12 protein-coding genes are annotated in these 16,730 nt (G+C 66.4%); 8 read left to right on the forward strand and 4 right to left on the reverse strand.

Annotated elements, in window-relative coordinates:
- The first annotated feature begins 18 nt into the window (after nucleotides 1-18).
- The 7 genes from DMB86_RS03865 (at nucleotide 19) to DMB86_RS03895 (ending at nucleotide 11,617) form a co-directional block, all read left to right on the forward strand.
- Nucleotides 19-1,782, forward strand: a complete 1,764-nt coding sequence (locus tag DMB86_RS03865; protein WP_113716627.1) for an ABC transporter permease — start codon at nucleotides 19-21, stop codon at nucleotides 1,780-1,782.
- Entirely contained in the window at nucleotides 1,775-2,902 is a 1,128-nt protein-coding gene (locus DMB86_RS03870; RefSeq protein ID WP_113716628.1) for an ABC transporter ATP-binding protein, read from the forward strand. The genes DMB86_RS03865 and DMB86_RS03870 overlap by 8 nt, the downstream gene beginning before the upstream one ends.
- 22 nt (nucleotides 2,903-2,924) lie before the next feature.
- Nucleotides 2,925-4,136: an MFS transporter gene (locus tag DMB86_RS03875; RefSeq protein WP_129545455.1), complete on the forward strand. Its 1,212-nt coding sequence runs from the start codon at nucleotides 2,925-2,927 to the stop codon at nucleotides 4,134-4,136.
- Between the two features lie 37 nt (nucleotides 4,137-4,173).
- The gene (locus DMB86_RS03880) at nucleotides 4,174-5,904 is read left to right on the forward strand and encodes an ATP-binding protein (RefSeq protein WP_171814354.1); all 1,731 of its coding nucleotides are present in this window, start codon (nucleotides 4,174-4,176) and stop codon (nucleotides 5,902-5,904) included.
- Nucleotides 5,901-6,587: a response regulator gene (locus DMB86_RS03885; RefSeq protein WP_113716631.1), complete on the forward strand. Its 687-nt coding sequence runs from the start codon at nucleotides 5,901-5,903 to the stop codon at nucleotides 6,585-6,587. The genes DMB86_RS03880 and DMB86_RS03885 overlap by 4 nt, the downstream gene beginning before the upstream one ends.
- Nucleotides 6,588-6,723: 136 nt before the next feature.
- Complete coding sequence (locus DMB86_RS03890; RefSeq protein WP_113716632.1) at nucleotides 6,724-9,660, forward strand: alpha/beta hydrolase family protein; 2,937 nt, start codon at nucleotides 6,724-6,726, stop codon at nucleotides 9,658-9,660.
- 283 nt (nucleotides 9,661-9,943) lie between these two features.
- Complete coding sequence (locus tag DMB86_RS03895; protein WP_113716633.1) at nucleotides 9,944-11,617, forward strand: ribonuclease J; 1,674 nt, start codon at nucleotides 9,944-9,946, stop codon at nucleotides 11,615-11,617.
- 171 nt (nucleotides 11,618-11,788) lie between these two features.
- On the opposite strand, the gene DMB86_RS03900 is transcribed toward DMB86_RS03895, so the two are convergent.
- The 4 genes from DMB86_RS03900 to DMB86_RS03915 all read right to left on the reverse strand — a co-directional run bounded on the left by DMB86_RS03900 (nucleotide 11,789) and on the right by DMB86_RS03915 (nucleotide 15,537).
- Nucleotides 11,789-12,256, reverse strand: coding sequence for a UPF0158 family protein (locus tag DMB86_RS03900; RefSeq protein ID WP_113716634.1), 468 nt, complete (start codon nucleotides 12,254-12,256; stop codon nucleotides 11,789-11,791).
- A gap of 170 nt (nucleotides 12,257-12,426) precedes the next feature.
- Entirely contained in the window at nucleotides 12,427-12,888 is a 462-nt protein-coding gene (locus DMB86_RS03905) for a hypothetical protein (protein ID WP_113716635.1), read from the reverse strand.
- A 182-nt stretch (nucleotides 12,889-13,070) separates the two neighbouring features.
- Nucleotides 13,071-14,705, reverse strand: coding sequence for a ribosomal protection-like ABC-F family protein (gene abc-f / locus DMB86_RS03910; protein ID WP_113716636.1), 1,635 nt, complete (start codon nucleotides 14,703-14,705; stop codon nucleotides 13,071-13,073).
- 178 nt (nucleotides 14,706-14,883) lie between these two features.
- Nucleotides 14,884-15,537, reverse strand: coding sequence for a GntR family transcriptional regulator (locus DMB86_RS03915; protein WP_113719325.1), 654 nt, complete (start codon nucleotides 15,535-15,537; stop codon nucleotides 14,884-14,886).
- Nucleotides 15,538-15,665: 128 nt separating this feature from the next.
- Here DMB86_RS03915 and DMB86_RS03920 point away from each other — a divergent pair, with 128 nt between their 5' ends.
- Nucleotides 15,666-16,673: a 1-aminocyclopropane-1-carboxylate deaminase gene (locus tag DMB86_RS03920; RefSeq protein ID WP_113716637.1), complete on the forward strand. Its 1,008-nt coding sequence runs from the start codon at nucleotides 15,666-15,668 to the stop codon at nucleotides 16,671-16,673.
- The last annotated feature ends 57 nt before the right edge of the window (nucleotides 16,674-16,730 follow it).

The raw sequence follows: 16,730 nt of genomic DNA on the forward strand, positions 1-16,730 counted from the left end.
AACCAGGCAGGCTAAGCAATGACCACCACCCGCACGGAACGTGCAACCCAGTCGCCGGCCGGCCGATCCTCCCTGCCGGCGCCGAAGTACCCCCGGGTCTTCGGCGTCGGCCGGGGGAAGATCGTGCAATACGGCATCATCATCCTCCTGGCGATCTTCGTGCTTGCACCGGTCGTCCCGATCCTCTTCCAGTCCTTCCGGGACCGGCCGCTGTATGAGGCCGGCGGAATCCTGACGGCCGGCAACTACGTCAAGCTGTTCACCGACGCCGGCTTCGGGCAGGTGGTCCTCAACACAGCCATCTTCGCCATCGGCACCACCGTGCTCACCCTCGTGATTGCGATCCCCATGGCCGTGCTCGTGGTCCGCACCAAGCTGCCCTTCGGACGGCTCCTGGGCCTGTCGATGCAATGGCCGTTCTTCATCTCTTCGCTGATCCTGGGCTTCGGCTGGATCACCCTTTACGGGCCGGCGGGCTTCATCAGCGTCCAGTTCCGGCAAGTCCTGGGTTTTGTGCCCTGGAACCTGTATTCCCTGGGCGGCATGGCCGTCACCGAAGCCGTGGGCCTGGCCCCCATCGCCTACGTCTTCTGTGCCAACGCGCTCCGCCAGGCCGACGCGTCGCTGGAAAGCGCGGCACGCGTCTGCGGCGCCGGACCGGTCCGCATCCTCTTCCAGGTGGTGGTGCCCATGCTCCGCCCGCCGATTGTCTACAGTTCCATCCTCATCTTCAGCATGTCGCTTGAGACCCTCAGCGTGCCGCTGCTGTATGGCACGCCCGTGCGGATTGAGGTCTTCTCCACGTTCCTCTACACGAACGGGCTGCAGTCCATCCAGCCCGACTACGGCATTCTGGGCGCCGCGTCGACGCTCATCCTGGCCGTCACGATCACCACCGTCGCCGTCCAGGCCAAGGTCCTCAAGAACGCGCAGCGGTTCATCTCCGTCCGCGGCAAGGCCACCCGGCCGCGCCCGCTTGACCTGGGCTGGGTCCGCTGGGTTGCCGTGGTTGCGATCGTCATTTACATCATCTTCGGCGCGCTGCTGCCGATCCTGGGCCTGGTGTTCAGGTCCTTCACCATGATCTTCACGCCACTTCAGAACCCGCTCGAGACGCTCACGCTTTCCAACTACGAGCGCGTCTTCACCTTCCCCGTCTACGTCCAGTCCATCACCAACAGCGTGGTGGTGGCCGTCGTCGGCGCCGTCCTGGTCAGCATCCTGGCCCTCCTCGCCGTCCTCGTGGCAAGGCGCTCCCCGTTCACGTTTGCCCGCAGCGTTGAATACCTGGCCCTGGCACCCCAGGCCATGCCCGGCATCATCGTGGGCATCGGCTTCTTCTGGGCCTTCGCCCTCACCCCCGGGGGAGGCTGGGTGCAGGGGACCATCATGGCGGTCATCATCGCCTTTGGCATGCGCGCGCTGCCCACGGCGTTCGGCTCCATCGCCCCCGCGATCATGCAGATCGGCCGCGAGCTCGACGACGCGGCGCGCACCTCGGGCGCCGACTGGTTCGGCACCTTCTTCCGCATCCTGCGCACACTCCTGCGCCCGGCCTTTGTGGGCGCCATCATCCTGGTGTTTGTCACCATGATGAAGGAATACTCCGCCGCCCTGTTCCTCTCCTCGGCCAACACCGGGGTCATTGGAACCACCATGCTCGACCTCTGGGTGCAGGGAAACACCGGCTCAGTCGCCGCGCTGGCCACCATCCAAATTGCCATAACCGCCGTGTTTGTCGCCGTGGCGAACATGTTCATGAAGGGACACACCGATGCCTGAAGTACACGTCTCAGGGCTGCATAAGAGGTTCGGCGACGTCACAGTGCTGAACGACATCAACTTCACCATCAAGGAAGGAGAGTTCTTCACCCTCCTGGGCCCCAGCGGCTGTGGAAAGTCCACGACGCTCAACTGCATCGCCGGACTGGAAACGCCCACCTCAGGCACCATCACGGTGGACGGGGCCCCCTTTGTCGACACGGAAAAGAAGCTCTACGTCCCCACCGAGGAACGCAACCTCGGCATGGTGTTCCAGTCCTACGCGCTCTGGCCGCACATGACCGTTGAACAGAACCTGGTGATGCCCCTGGCCATCCGCAAGGCCTCCAAGGAGGAGAAGTCGGTGCGCATCCACGAGGCCCTGGACACGGTGGGCCTGGCGCACCTGAAGGACCGCTACCCCCACCAGCTCTCCGGCGGCCAGCAGCAGCGCGTGGCGCTGGCCCGCGCACTGGTGTATTCGCCGTCGGTCCTCCTGCTGGACGAGCCGCTGTCCAACCTCGACGCGAAACTGCGTGAACAGTCCCGCGCCTGGCTCAAGCGCCTGCAGGTGGAACTTGGCATCACCACCGTCTACGTCACCCACGACCAGGACGAGGCGCTGTCGCTGAGCGACCGGATCGCGGTCATGTTTGAGGGGAACATGACCCAGATCGGCACGCCGGCCGAAATTTACGAGAGGCCGGCCACCGCCGCCGTCGCCGCCTTCGTGGGCAGCTGCAACTTCTTCACCGGGCTGCTGGAGGAAACGCGCGGCGGGATTGCCCACGTCCGCCTCGTCAACACCGGCCTCGTCGTGAAGGTCGCCACCGCCCTGGCGCTCAACCCCGGCGACGCCGTCACCATCGCCGTGCGGCCCGAACGCCTCACCATCACACCGGCGACGGCGGACGTCTCCGGGGCGAACGTGCTTGACACCACCGTGCTCACCCGCTCCTATGTCGGGTCCCGTTACGAGTACGGGCTCAAGCTGGGCACCAACGTGGTCCAGGTCATCTCGCCCACAGGGAACCTCGACGGCGATGTGCGGCTGGTGTTCGACGCCGGCGACGCGCTGCTCTACGCGGGAGCGAACGTCCCGTCGGCGGAGGCACAGGAACTGATGACGGTCGCCTCGTGACCTTCCGTCCGTGGGCGGCGTAATGGTCATGGACGTGAAGGGGCGCCCGCGCCCCATCCTGTTCCTGCTGGCACACGCCGTCGTCCTGCAGGCGATTACCTTTGCCATGCGGCCCACACTGTCCTACGCCGTGCTGGATGTGGGCGGGTCGCAGGCCCTGCTCGGCGTGGTGGTTGCCGCGTTCGCCGTGCCCGCGCTGATCCTGGCGCTGCCGGCCGGCCACGTCATTGACCGCACGGGTGAACGGGCGTCCCTGCTCGCCGGTGCGGCAGCGGTGATTGTGGCCGCCCTGTTGGCGATATTCGGCGGAGGCTCGGTGGGCGTGCTGCTGCTCGCCACGATGTTCCTGGGGGTGGGCCACCTGCTCTCCGTGATCGGCGAACAGGCCATTGTCGCCAACACCGCCGGCCGCGGGCAGTACGACGCCAAGTTCGGGCATTTCACGTTTGCCTCGGCGCTGGGCCAAACCATCGGGCCCCTCCTGCTGGCCCTCCCGGGCGGCACCGTGGCGACGCCCCCGGTGGCCCTGATCTTCGTGCTGTGCGCCGGGCTCGGCGCCGTCCTGCTCGGGATCTCCTTCTTCGTCAGGAGTTCCGAGCGGGCCGCCGCGGACGGAAAGCGGGTGCGCATGCTTCCCGCGGCGACGGCGCTGCTGCGCACTCCGGGCCTGATCCGCGCCCTTCTGGCCGGCAGCATGGTCCTGGCATCGGTGGACCTGTTCCTGGCCTACCTGCCGGCACTGGGCCATGAACGCGGCATTGCCGCCGCGGTGGTCAGCGCCATGCTGGTGGCAAGGTCGCTGCTGTCCATGTTCTCGCGGCTCTTCCTGGGCCGCATGGTCAAGCTGTTGGGCCGTCGGAACCTCATGGTGTGGACCATTGTGGCCTCAGCCGTTGCCCTCATCCTGTTCGCGCTGCCCCTGCCGGTCGCCGTCCTGCTGGGGCTCGCGGCTGTCTATGGTTTCGCCATTGGCACATGCCAGCCCATCACCATGTCCTGGATCGCGGAGCTGGCGACACCGGGCACGCGCGGGCTGGCCATGTCGCTGCGCCTGGCCAGCAACCGCCTGGGCCAGACGGTCCTCCCCTCGCTGTTGGGGACGCTTGCGGCCGCCACGGGCGCGGCGGGCGTCTTGGTGGCGACCGGAATCATGCTGGCCGGCGGCGCCTGGTCCGGGGCCGCCGTCGGACAGGCCCAGGACGCGGAGGAGGACGATGTACCGGCCCGCGGCTAAGACCTTGTTCTGGCAAAATGGGGGGATGCGACGACGGATGACACTGCGGGCCCAGCTCCTGATGCTCCAGGTCGTGATTGTGCTGATCACCGTGGTGGGCACCGGCGCCGTCGCCATCTTTACCCAGGAACACCAGCTCCGCTCCAACTACCGTGACAGGATGATCGGGGTTGCCCAGTCGGTTTCCACCAACCCCGTGATCATCGAGGCCTTTGACGGCCCGGAGCCAAGCCACGTGATCCAGCCGATCACCGAACTGATCAGCCAGTCGTCCGGGATCGCCTACGCGGTGGTGATGAACGCGGACGGAATCCGGTACTCGCATCCCGACTCTGCTTTGATCGGCAAGCATGTCTCGACGGATCCGTCGGAGGTGCTGTCGGGCGACATGTATGTCGGGACGCAGACGGGGACCCTGGGTCGGTCCTGGCGGGTCAAGGCGCCCATCTTCAACGCCGCCCACGACGTCATTGGCGCGGTGTCCGTGGGCGTCCTGGAATCCGACCTGCGCAAGGAATACCTGGCCAACGCCACCTGGCTCTTCGTGACGATCGGGATCGCCGCGCTCTTTGGCGTGGTGGGCGCCGCGTGGGTGACGGCGGTGATCCGCAGACGCATTTTCGGCCTGGAACCCGAACAGATCGCGGGGCTGCTGGAGGAACGCGAAGCCATCCTGCACGGTGTGCGCGAAGGGGTCGTCGCCGTTGACGAATTCGGGCGCATAGCCCTGATCAACGACGCCGCCGTGCGCCTGCTGTCCCTGGAGAACGGAACCGATCTGGTGGGGACGCTCGCCAAGTCCACGCTCGACGGCGCGCTGGTCGGGCTCCTGGATTCCGACGACGCCGAGCAATCGCTGGTGCTCTCCGGCGAGCGTGTCCTGCTGGTGCGCCGCGACACGGCGAAGATTGGCGGCCGCGAAATCGGCTCCATCCTGATCCTGCGCGACAACACGGAACTGCACACGCTCCTGCACGACCTCGACGGCGTGCAGGGCGTGGCAGACGGACTGCGCGCCCAGGCCCACGGCTTCGCCAACAAGCTCCACGTGATTTCCGGGCTGCTGGAACTGGGCCGCGTGGAGCAGGCCGTCTCCTTCATCTCCCACGAACGCAGCGGCGGCACGCTGTCCGGCGTCACGGGGCGGACAGGCATCCGCGAGCTGGAGGTTGCCGCCCTGCTCCTGATGAAGCAGGGCCGCGCCGACGAACTCGGCATCACCACCACCATCGAGCCGGACTCCACGCTGCCCGTCCTGGCGGCGCGGCCGTCGGCGGAGATCCTGCGCGCCGACCTTGTCACGATCATTGGCAACCTGCTCGACAACGCCGCGGAAGCCACGGGCGCGGGCGGCCGGATTTCGGTGTCCGTCCACGAGCGGACGGCTGCCGGCGGCGACGGAACGCTCGTCATCTCGGTGGCCGACTCCGGCGAGGGGATTGCGCCGGAGCTGCGGGAGCAGGTATTCACCCCCGGCTACTCGTCCAAGGCCGCGCGCCCCGGCCCGGTATCCACAGGCCGCGGGATCGGCCTGACTCTCGTCAAGCGGATCGCCACTCGGCACGGCGGCACCGTGGCCATTGGCAGCGGGCTGCCCGCCGCTGGACGGGCCGGGGCCGGCCTGTCCGGGACGGGGTTGTCCCGGGCGGCGCTTCCCGGGGCGGAGCGCGCGGCTCACGGGGCCAGGATCACCGTCACCCTGCCGCTGGGCCGCGGCGACCTTGCCCCGGCCGAGCTCGCCGGCGCGTCGGCGGGCGGGAATCCATGAGCACGCAGCTGCGGGTGGTCATCGTCGAGGACGATCCCGGCGTCGCGCTGATCAACCGGGAATTTGTGGCCTCGCACGCGGGGTTTGCCGTCGTTGGCGAGGCCCACTCGGGAACGGAGGCGGTGGGCCTCATTGAAAACCTCAGGCCCGACGTCGTCCTCCTGGACTTTTACCTGCCCGACTTTTCGGGACTGGAGGTCCTGGACCGGATCAGCCGGGACCGGGGAAGCAACCTGGAAGTCATCGCCGTCACCGCGGCCAGGGACCTGGACAGCGTGCGTGAGGCCCGGGCGAGGGGCGTGCGCCACTACCTGGTGAAGCCGTTCATGGCGTCCGCCCTGTTTGAGCGGCTTGACGAGGTGGCGCGGCAATACGACACGGTGCGGCGGACGTTCGGCGGCAGGCTGCTCGACCAGCGCAGTGTCGATGCGATCATTGCCAGCACCGGGGCGCGCTACGCACCGCCGCCCAAGGGGCTCTCCGACGTGACGCTGCAGCGCGTTCACCTGGCGCTGCAGGCCGCGGGCACCGACCTCTCAGCCGCCGAACTCGCCGAGCGCGTGGGGATGTCGCGCGTCGGTGCCCGAAGGTATCTGGAACACCTGGTCGACGTCGGCCGGGCCACCCTCACGCCGCGGTACGGCGCCGGGCGTCCGGAAAACCGGTACCGCAGCGCGTCTTAAGGTTGCTTGGGGAACAGGCCCTTGACGTTGTCTTCAACGGCCCGGCAGCTTTTCCCCGTCACCTATTCTTCGGTGGCGATTCCGTTATAAAATCGGTTACTCCCTGACGGAGCTGGTTTCGCAGACGGGAACTGCCATGAGCGTCGAATCAAACGGGCCAGCAGCCGCCGGGGATGGCGCAACAGCCGAACCCCACATTCTCGAATTGCGAATTCATGGCGTCAGGGACACGCCGCCCTGGGACATTTTGGGCGTTGGGCGTGAGGACGTCATTAAGGTGGCCGGAGACAATTTGGGCTCGTTCTGGATTCTCAAGAAGGCTGCAAACGTAGACGCTCCACCGCCGCAGTTTGGCAGTGAGGTGCCGAAATCCATTCGGCGGGAGGCCTATTCCTGGGGATCGATGGCCCGGTACGCCCCGACGCCGGGAGCGAACCTCCTGGGCAAGAGCGCCGCGGTCATTCGACGGGTTGGCTGGCTGATGATGCTGCCATTTGCGCTTTGCAATGCAGCATATTGGATGCGCCCGCTGGCAAGGGCACGCCAGACCACGGGCGGGGGGCGCAACCCGGTTGCCGACAGGGGCTGGCTCGATGGCAGTGACGGCGGAATTGTGCGCGTCTTTGGACTTTTCCTGACCCTGTTCCTTGCCGCCTCTGCCACGGCCGCCAGCGTCGACCTGGTGGGGAATCAATGCATTCGCACGGGACAGGTTTGTTCCACGCTGCCGGGCCTGTTCGATGGGCTGGCGTCCATGGACCAACCGAAGCGAAATGTCATACTCACCCTCCTGCCCTTGGCGATGCTCCTGGTGATTTATGCCCTGTCCGTCCTCGGGCGGGTTCGGTTCTCGGCCAATGTCGCCGCGCACCCCGGCGGCGCCTCGCTGCCGGCCGGGACAACGGCGTCCGCTGAGAGCGCAAAGCCCGATCATCCGCTGTTGAAAACGCCGGGATTTTGGCACAGCCCGATGATGCCGCGGGCAACGGAACTGCTCCACCTTGCCGGCGCAGGCGCCCTGATTACAGCCATGCTCGCGTGGGATTCCTTGTACTCTCCCGTTCCGGGCTGCCGCAACCTGTCCACATTTTTTACCGCGCAGTGCGGTGCCGGCTTCAGCGAGGCCGTGGTTGGCCAGGCCCCTCCAGCAGGGGCCAGGTCCGCCATTGCCGGGCGGCCCGATTCGTTCACGGTGCTTCTCGTGGCGTTGGCACTTTTGGCGGCTGTCACGTGCCGCATTTTGGTCAGTGTCACCGGCAACGCCGATGTAGCAGCACCCCGGAAGCGAGCCGGAAACGCCGGCCGCGCAGGCGGGCGCGATGAGTTGTGGTGGGCTGCCACCTTGCTTGGCGCGGTCGCGGCCTTGGGCTTGGCCAATGCCGCGATGCTGTGGCTTGGCCCGGACGGGATGGCTGCCGAGTCAGTTTCGAGCCCGCAACATCGGGAATTTCTCGGCGTTTTCTGGACACCGGGCCTGTTGATCCTGGTCATGGTCGGGATGTCCATTTCCGGACTCGGATGGCGGCGGGGTGCCGGAACGGCTGCCTCACTCGTCCTTTTTGGGGGCGCTGCCGCCTGTTTCATTGGCGGGGCCGTGATCATGAAAACCACCGCGAACCGCACGGAACCAGCCATTCTCTTTGCCGTGACGGTCCTCCTGCTGGCCGGGCTGGCGCTGCACCTCTTCCGCAAGCGGAAGGGAAGGAACCACCAACACGAAGGCTGGCACGGCACGGGGCCAGGACTCATCATGATTATTGCCGTGGGTGTGGCCGTCGCCTTGAGCAGTGTCTTGGTGGTGGGCACCGCCAACTTCCTCAATGGAAGGCTGTCGCTGACGGGCGGCACCGCATCGGGTGTGACGTGGCGAATCGTGGATGGTGGCAGTGCCGCGGACACTGCTGCCGCGCCTGCGGTGACGGAAGTTCCGGTCTATGACCAATACGGTCTTGCGCTGCTCTTCACGGTTGTCGTTGTCGGGCTGGTGCTCATGGTGGCCATGTTCCGGCAATTGCGGGGCCCGCTCGTTGTGCTCAGCACTCCGGACCCCACGACAATGCCCGCGCAAGGCACGGAGGCCGGAAAGTATCCACAGGGACGTCCGGCGCCTTCCAGCCCGCCGCTGGGCAATGTGGCGCGTTTGGTATTGGAAGGACGGCGGACAGCAGGGCTGCTCCACCGCGTCGAACACAGCCTGGGCTGGCTTGGCGGGACATTCTTGGTTGGCCTGCTGGGCTCGCTGGCCTGGAGCCTGTTCCAGCCATCCATCTCGGAAGGCGGGACCGCAACCGGCGCTTTGTGGACCCAGCAGATGTCAAGTGTGGTGTTGGGCCTCGTGGCAGTGGCACTCGTGGGCGGCATTGTTGTGAGCGCCGCATCCAGCAGTGTCCGTCCGGCAGGTGTGCTGTGGGACTTGATGTGTTTTTTGCCCAATGCCGCCCACCCACTTGGCCCGCCATGCTACGCCGAACGTGTGATTCCTGAACTGGGAGCCAGGATCGAGGAATGGCTTGACCCGGAAGGTGGCGCCTCATCGCAACGCAAGGTGGTCATTTCCGCGCACAGCCTGGGCGGGGTGTTGGCAGTGGCCTGTCTGTTTGCCCGCCAGGCGGAGCACAAGGATTTGTCAAACATCGGCCTCATGACGTACGGCTGCCAGCTTAGAGCCTATTTTGGCAGATTTTTCCCCGAACTTTTCGGACCTGCCGCCCTCGGCACGCCGGGGAGCGAGGGCGCTTCCCTTTGGGCCGCGGATCCGTGGCAAAAGCAGGTGGATCACGACTTTTCGTCGACGCCGGGGACAGCGGCGGACAACCATCCCCAGTCACTGGCGAATTTGCTCACCACCCCGCCGGATGGCGTGCCCCGCTGGATCAATCTCTGGCGTCGAACCGACTTCATTGGATTCCCCGTCAAGTCGTATGGGAGGAATGAGATTGACCGCGGCGCCGACGAACTGGATGTCTCCTCATACATGTTGACCCTTGCGACCCACAGCGGCTATCCGTCCAGCAGGGCGTATCCCTCCGCGATGGTCGAGCTGCTGATGCGCATGGATGAGCCGGGAAGCTAGGCAGGCGCGGGCGCCCGGAAACCGGTACCGCAGCGTGTCTTAAGCCGGCTGCCTGGCGGAGCTGGGGCCGACGCAACGGCAAAAGTGGGCGCGGTGGTAAAATCGTACATAAGTACGCCCCCAAACTTTTGAGTGACCCCTTTTTGTTCGGCACATTGTTGTTCAACACAGGATTTTTTTGCGACACAGCGCTGGTCTCCGGCCGCACGCCGTCGCGCATCATGGCAGCACAGCACCGAAACCGGCGCCGCATGCCTTCGCCCCACCCCATAGAACGGAACCCATGAGAAGAACCGCCCGCCAGACCCCGCCCGCCCTAGCGAACGGCGCCCTGCGCGTCGTCCCCCTCGGCGGATTGGGGGAGATCGGCCGCAACATGACCGTCTTCGAGTACGGGGGCAAGCTGCTAATCGTCGACTGCGGTGTCCTCTTTCCCGAAGAAAACCACCCCGGCGTTGACGTCATCCTGCCCGATTTCTCCTACCTGAAGGACCGCTGGCAGGACGTGGTCGGCCTGGTGCTGACCCACGGCCACGAAGACCACATCGGAGGCGTCCCGTACCTGCTCAAGCAGCGCGGCGACATCCCGGTGATCTCCGCCAAGCTGACCCTGGCCTTCCTGAAGACGAAGCTTGATGAACACCGCATCAAGGGCAAGATGGTCCAGGTCAAGGAAGGCGACCGGCGCAAGTTCGGCCCGTTCGACGTCGAATTCCTTGCCGTGAACCACTCCATCCCGGACGGTCTGGCCGTGGCCATCCGCACGCCGGCCGGCCTGGTCCTGGAAACGGGCGACTTCAAGATGGACCAGTTCCCGCTGGACAAGCGCATCACCGACCTCGCCGGCTTTGCCCGCCTGGGTGAAGAAGGCGTGGACCTGTTCATGCCCGACTCCACCAATGCCGAGGTGCCGGGCTTCCTGGCCGCTGAGGCCGACCTCATTCCGGCGATCGATAACGTCATGCGCACGGCGCCGCGCCGCGTGGTGGTGTCCAGCTTCGCCAGCCACGTCCACCGCATCCAGCAGATCATCGACTCCGCGCACAAGTACAACCGCAAGATCGCGTTCGTGGGCCGCTCCATGGTCCGCAACATGACCACGGCGCGCGAGCTTGGCTACCTGAAGATTCCGCGCGGCATGCTCGTGGAAGCCAAGGAACTCGAGAAGATGCCGCCCACCAAGGCCGTGCTCATCTGCACCGGCTCGCAGGGGGAGCCCATGGCCGCGCTGGCGCGCATGGCCAGCGGCGACCACCAGATCAACCTGACCGAGGGCGACACCGTCCTGCTGGCCAGCTCGCTGGTGCCCGGCAACGAATCCTCGATCTACCGGCTCATCAACGACCTCACCAAACAGGGCGCCAACGTGGTGCACAAGGGCAATGCCAAGGTGCACGTCTCCGGCCACGCCAGTGCCGGCGAGCTGGTGTACTGCTACAACCTGGTCCGCCCCCGCAACGTCATGCCGGTGCACGGCGAATACCGCCACCTGAAGGCCAACGCCGAACTGGCCGTGCGCACCGGCGTCGACCCGAAGAACGCGCTGATTGTAGAGGACGGCACCGTCATTGACTTGAAGGACGGCGTGGCCCGGGTAATGGGCAGCGTACCCGCGGCCTACGTCTATGTGGAGAACATGGTCGCCGGTGCGGCCACCGAGGAGTCCCTGCAGGACCGCCTCCGGCTGGCCGAGGACGGTGCAGTCACCGTCCTGTTGATCGTCAACCCGGACACCGGCAAGATCGAGGAGGACCCCGAATACTTTGCCGTGGGGTTCAACCTCACGGAAAAGGACCTGGAGAAGGCCACCGGAATCGTGGAAAAGACCATTGCCGGGCTCCGCGGGGAAAAGACGGGACCGGGCGCCGAAAAAGCGATCGGCGAGGCCCTGCTGCGCTGGTCGGACCGGGCGCTGCGCCGCAAGCCGGTCTACACGATCATCATCGTCGAAGCCTGACCGGCGGGCCCTGACCGGTCCGCGGTTCCAGGCAGGCGGGGCCTTCGGCCCTTGACAGGTTGAACTGATGCGAAGGGCACGCCATCTGGTGTGCCCTTCGCATTTCGCGTGTCCACTGTGTTCGCCGGCCGGTTCCATGGTTGACGATCCGCAGCGGTTGAAAGGGCTGGTTCAGCGTGCTTCGCGCAGCTGGACGATGGCCGCGTCGGCTTCCCCGGGATCCACCAGACCCTCGTCTGCCAGCCACCGTATGGCGCGCTGCTTCATGACGCCGTCGTGGTATTCGTACCACGCGGTTTGCTGCTCAGGGAAGCTGTAGAGCGCGTCCTTGAAGTGCCGGAACGGGCTGCTGTGGTTTATGGCACTTTGCAGGCGGTCACGGCACCGCGGCTCCTCCACGCCGGCAATGAAATCCTCCATGTCCCGGTAGCCTTCCGAGGAATCGACGGCTTCGATTCGGACGCCGCCGCGGTCGTCCAGGTCCCACCCTTCCGCCTCGGCCTCGTCGGCGGCTTCCTCGCCCCACAGCTCGATCCGGCCCGTGGAGGGATCAAGCCAGAAGAACGTGTCGTAGTCCATGAAGTGGTTTTCAAGGGCGGTCACGAGTGTGTCCAGGTCAATGGCTTCCAAGGGGAGCATGGGAACGCCTCCAGCCGAAACTTTGAACAGGCACCTGCTGTCCACCTCCCATTTTTGCGCGCCCTGGCGTGTCAGGCAAGAGGAAGTCGCAAGCGGCGGCCATCGCCCTCCATCGAGGTTGGAGATGACTACCGCCGGCGTCGTCGACGTGACGATGCCTGGGTCTGCGTCTACTTCATGCCGCCGTGCCGCAGGCCGGGCTTGGTGTAAGTCCTGGCGAGCACGGCCAGGGCGAGCGCGGCCACCAGCAGCCCGAAGTCACGCAGGGCCACGTCGTAGAAGCCGGAGTACGTAAGCAGGTTGACGATGATGCCGGCCAGCCAGATGGCCACCACGAAGGCCGCGTAGCGTGGGCGCAGGATCATGACGATGGCCGCGATGATCTCGATGACGCCGATGACCATCATGGTGCCGTGGGCGCTGAACGGGGACAGGTTCTCGATCCACGGTGCCAGGTAGCTTTCCCAGTTGGTCAGGACGTTGAAGAACTTGTCCAGGCCCATGATCAGCGGGATGGCGATGAACCCGATCCACAGCATCAGGAATGCCGCATAGGCGGGCTCGGCCTTGGCCCGGGCCACCGCCTGTGAGGTCCATCCAGTGGACGGGGCGGGAATTGAATGCGTTGCCATGACTCCTCCATCTAAAAACATAACTTATGTTTTTAGAATGCGCCCGACGCCTTGAAATGTCAATGGCCCAGCCGCCCCTGTTCCTGGGCCGAACGGGCGGTGGTTGGCCGGCGGCCACGCGGCCCCGTGCGCGGGACCTTTCTCGCAGGTTGGCCCCGCCGCCAAGGTGCGGGGCCGTGCGCTTAAAGCTCGGTGACCTGGCCGGCGTCGACATTCCAGCGGGTGTCCAGCCGCACGTTTTCCAACAGCCGGCGGTCGTGCGATACCAGCAGCAGTGTGCCGTTGTAGCTGTCCAAAGCCTCTTCCAGCTGCTCGATGGCGGGCAGGTCCAGATGGTTGGTGGGTTCGTCCAGGACCAGCACGTTGACGCCGCGTGCCTGCAGCAACGCCAGGGATGCGCGGGTGCGTTCACCGGGGGAGAGGGCGCCCACGGGGCTTGTCACCTGGTCCGCCTTCAAGCCGAACTTGGCCAGCAGCGTGCGGACTTCGCCCTGGTTCAACTCCGGCACCAGGCCCTCAAAGGCAGTGCCCAGCGCCACGCCCTCCAGGAACTGGCTCCGGGCCTGGTCGATTTCGCCGATCGCAACGCTGGCGCCCAGGGAGGCGCCGCCGTCGTCCGGGGCGGTGCGGCCGAGCAGGAGCCGGAGCAGCGTGGACTTGCCGGCGCCGTTGGGCCCGGTGATGCCGATCCGCTCGCCGGCGGTGACCTGGACCGACACCGGCCCCAGCGTGAAACCGCCCTGCCTGACCGTGGCGGCGTTCAGCGTGGCGACCACGGAGCTGGACCGCGGCGCCGCGCCGATGCTGAACTGCAGCGCCCACTCCTTGCGCGGCTCCTCCACCTCGTCCAGCCGGGCAATCCGTGATTCCATCTGCCGGACCTTCTGGGCCTGCTTTTCCGAGGACTCGGTTGCCGCGCGGCGTCGGATCTTGTCATTGTCGGGGCTCTTTTTCATGGCGTTGCGCACGCCCTGCGAGCTCCACTCGCGCTGCGTCCGGGCCCGTGTTACCAGGTCCGCCTTCTTGCCGGCGAACTCGTCGTAGGCCTCGCGGGCGTGGCGCCTGGCGATGGCGCGCTCCTCCAGGAAGGAGTCGTATCCGCCGTCGTACACCGCCACCTTGTTCTGCGCCAGGTCCAGTTCCACCACGGTGGTGACGCAGCGGGAGAGGAACTCGCGGTCGTGGGAGACCAGCACCACGCCGCCGCGCAGCCCCGTCACGAACTCCTCCAGGCGGGCGAGCCCCGCAAGGTCGAGGTCGTTGGTGGGCTCGTCCAGAAGCACGACGTCGAACCGGCTCAGCAGGAGCCCGGCCAGCGCCACGCGGGCGGCTTGCCCGCCGGACAGGCCGGTCATCAGGGCGTCCGTGCCCACGTCCAGCCCCAGCTCGGCCAGCGCGGCGGGGATGCGTTCGTCGAGGTCGGCGGCTCCGCAGGCCAGCCAGTGGTCCAGGGCGGTGGCGTAGCGGTCGTCGGCGGCAGTGCCCGAACCCAATGCCTCCGCGGAGGATTCCATTTCCTCGGTAGCGGCGGCGGCCCCGGTGCGGCGGCCGATGTAGGCGGCGACGGTTTCGCCGGCGATGCGCTCGTGTTCCTGCGGCAGCCATCCGATGAATGCGTCCTGCGGCGCCGTGCTGACGGTGCCGGCCTGCGGCTTGTCCGCCCCTGCCAGCAGGCGCAGGAGCGTTGACTTGCCGGCCCCGTTGGCGCCGACGACGCCGATGACGTCGCCCGGGGCGACGGTGAAGTTGAGGTTGCTGAACAAAGTGCGGTGGGCGTGGCCTCCGGAAAGGTCCTTGGCCACGAGTGTTGCGGTCATGGGTCCATCCTATTTTGGATCCCGGTGCGGCCGGACCGCCGCGGACCCGTCGGACGCTCCTTCACATTTTGCAGCAGTTTCGCGAACGCTCCAGCAGTCATTGCAGGAGCGTCGGGGAAGGCGGCCCCGGATCTGCAGGAGCGTCGGGGAAGGCGGCCCCGGATCTGCAGGAGGGCCGTCAGGGGGTGGTTTCGGTGCCCAGGGAGAGCCAGTTTTCCCGGGTGGCAAGTGCCGCCCCGTCGGCGTCGCCCATGCCGGCCAGGCGGATGATTTCGGCGTGCGCCGTGACCGAATGGCGGGCCGCGTGCGAGCTGAAACGCTGACGCTCCACGCGCCGCAGCAGCGGAAGCGCCTGGTCCAGGACGGCCGGGATCATGTCGTTTCCGCAGGTCCCCACGAACACGGCGTGAAAGTCGTCGTCGGAGGCCAGGGCAAGTTCGACGTCGTCGTGCCCCAGGGCATGGGCGAACCGCCCGTTCGCCTCGGTCATGGCGGCCAGCTGGTCCCTGCCCAGCGACGGGACGGCCAGGCGGGCGGCCAGTTCATGCATGGCCGCCACCACTTGCTGGGCGCTCGCGGTGGAGTCGGGATCCAGGGGCGCCACGATGGTGGCGTGTCCGGGCTTGGCAATGATCAGGCCGGCGCGTTCCAGCCGGAGCAGCGCCTCGCGGATGGGGGTGCGGCTGACGCCCAGCCACTTTTCCAGCTCAGGGTCCCTCAGGCGCTCGCCAGGGCCAAAGGTGCCGTCAACGATGGCGTCGCGAATTGACTCGTAGACGTCATCCCGCAGGAGCGAGCGCTTGTGGATGCCGTGGGGCGCGGGGGTGGGCATGGCATCCATGGTATCGCGGAGGGCGTGCCCATCCCGGGATCCTTGACAAAACCAAAGTGCTGCATGCAATATATTACAATAAACCGGCGGCGTGGTCCGCACCACTTTCGACCAATCGAGGACACGCCGTGGCAATCACCGACTTTGAACGTTATCCACTGACTTTTGGCCCCAGCCCCATCCACGACCTGCCCCGCCTGTCAGCGCACCTGGGCGGCGCGAAGATCTGGGCCAAGCGGGAGGACTGCAACAGCGGGCTGGCCTTTGGTGGCAACAAGACCCGCAAATTGGAATACATCGTCCCGGATGCCATCGCCCAGGGTGCCGACACGCTCGTGTCCATTGGCGGCTACCAGTCCAACCACACCCGGCAGGTGGCGGCCGTCGCCGCGAAGATCGGCATGAAGGCCCGCCTTGTGCAGGAAAACTGGGTGGACTGGCCGGACCCGCTCTCCGACCGCGTGGGCAACATCCAGCTCTCGCGGATCATGGGCGCCGATGTCCGCCTCGACGCGGCGGGCTTCGACATCGGCATCCGCAGCAGTTGGGAGCAGGCCATCAAGGACGTCGAGGCGGCCGGCGGCAAGCCGTACGCCATCCCGGCCGGCGCCTCCGAGCACCCCCTCGGCGGATTGGGCTTCGCGAATTGGGCGTATGAAGTGGAGGCCCAGGAAAAGGAGCTGGGCATCTTCTTCGACACGATCGTGGTTTGCACCGTCACCGGCTCCACGCACGCCGGCATGGTCGCCGGGTTCGCGGGCCAGGAGCGCCCGCGCCGCGTGATCGGCATCGACGCCTCCGCAACCATCGAGAAGACCCGGGCGCAAGTGGGGCGGATTGCCCGGCACACCGCGGCACTGATCGGACTGGGCCGCGAGCTGCGCGACGAGGAAATCGACGTCAGGGAAGGCTGGGCCGGGGACTTTTACGGCATCCCCGTCCAGTCCACGCTCGACGCCATCCGCCTCACGGCTTCGCTGGAAGGCATGATCATTGACCCCGTCTACGAGGGCAAGTCGATGGCCGGACTCATTGACCTGGTGAAATCCAGGGACATTTCCGCCTCCAGCAACGTGCTCTATGCACACCTCGGCGGGCAGCTGGCACTCAACGCCTACAGCGGTCTGTTTCGCTAGCCCCGCCGGAATCCCTGAGGCAGAACTCGCCGCCACGCGAATTCCGAACAACTTCAG

This window comes from Arthrobacter dokdonellae (assembly GCF_003268655.1).
Lineage (GTDB): Bacteria > Actinomycetota > Actinomycetes > Actinomycetales > Micrococcaceae > Specibacter > Specibacter dokdonellae.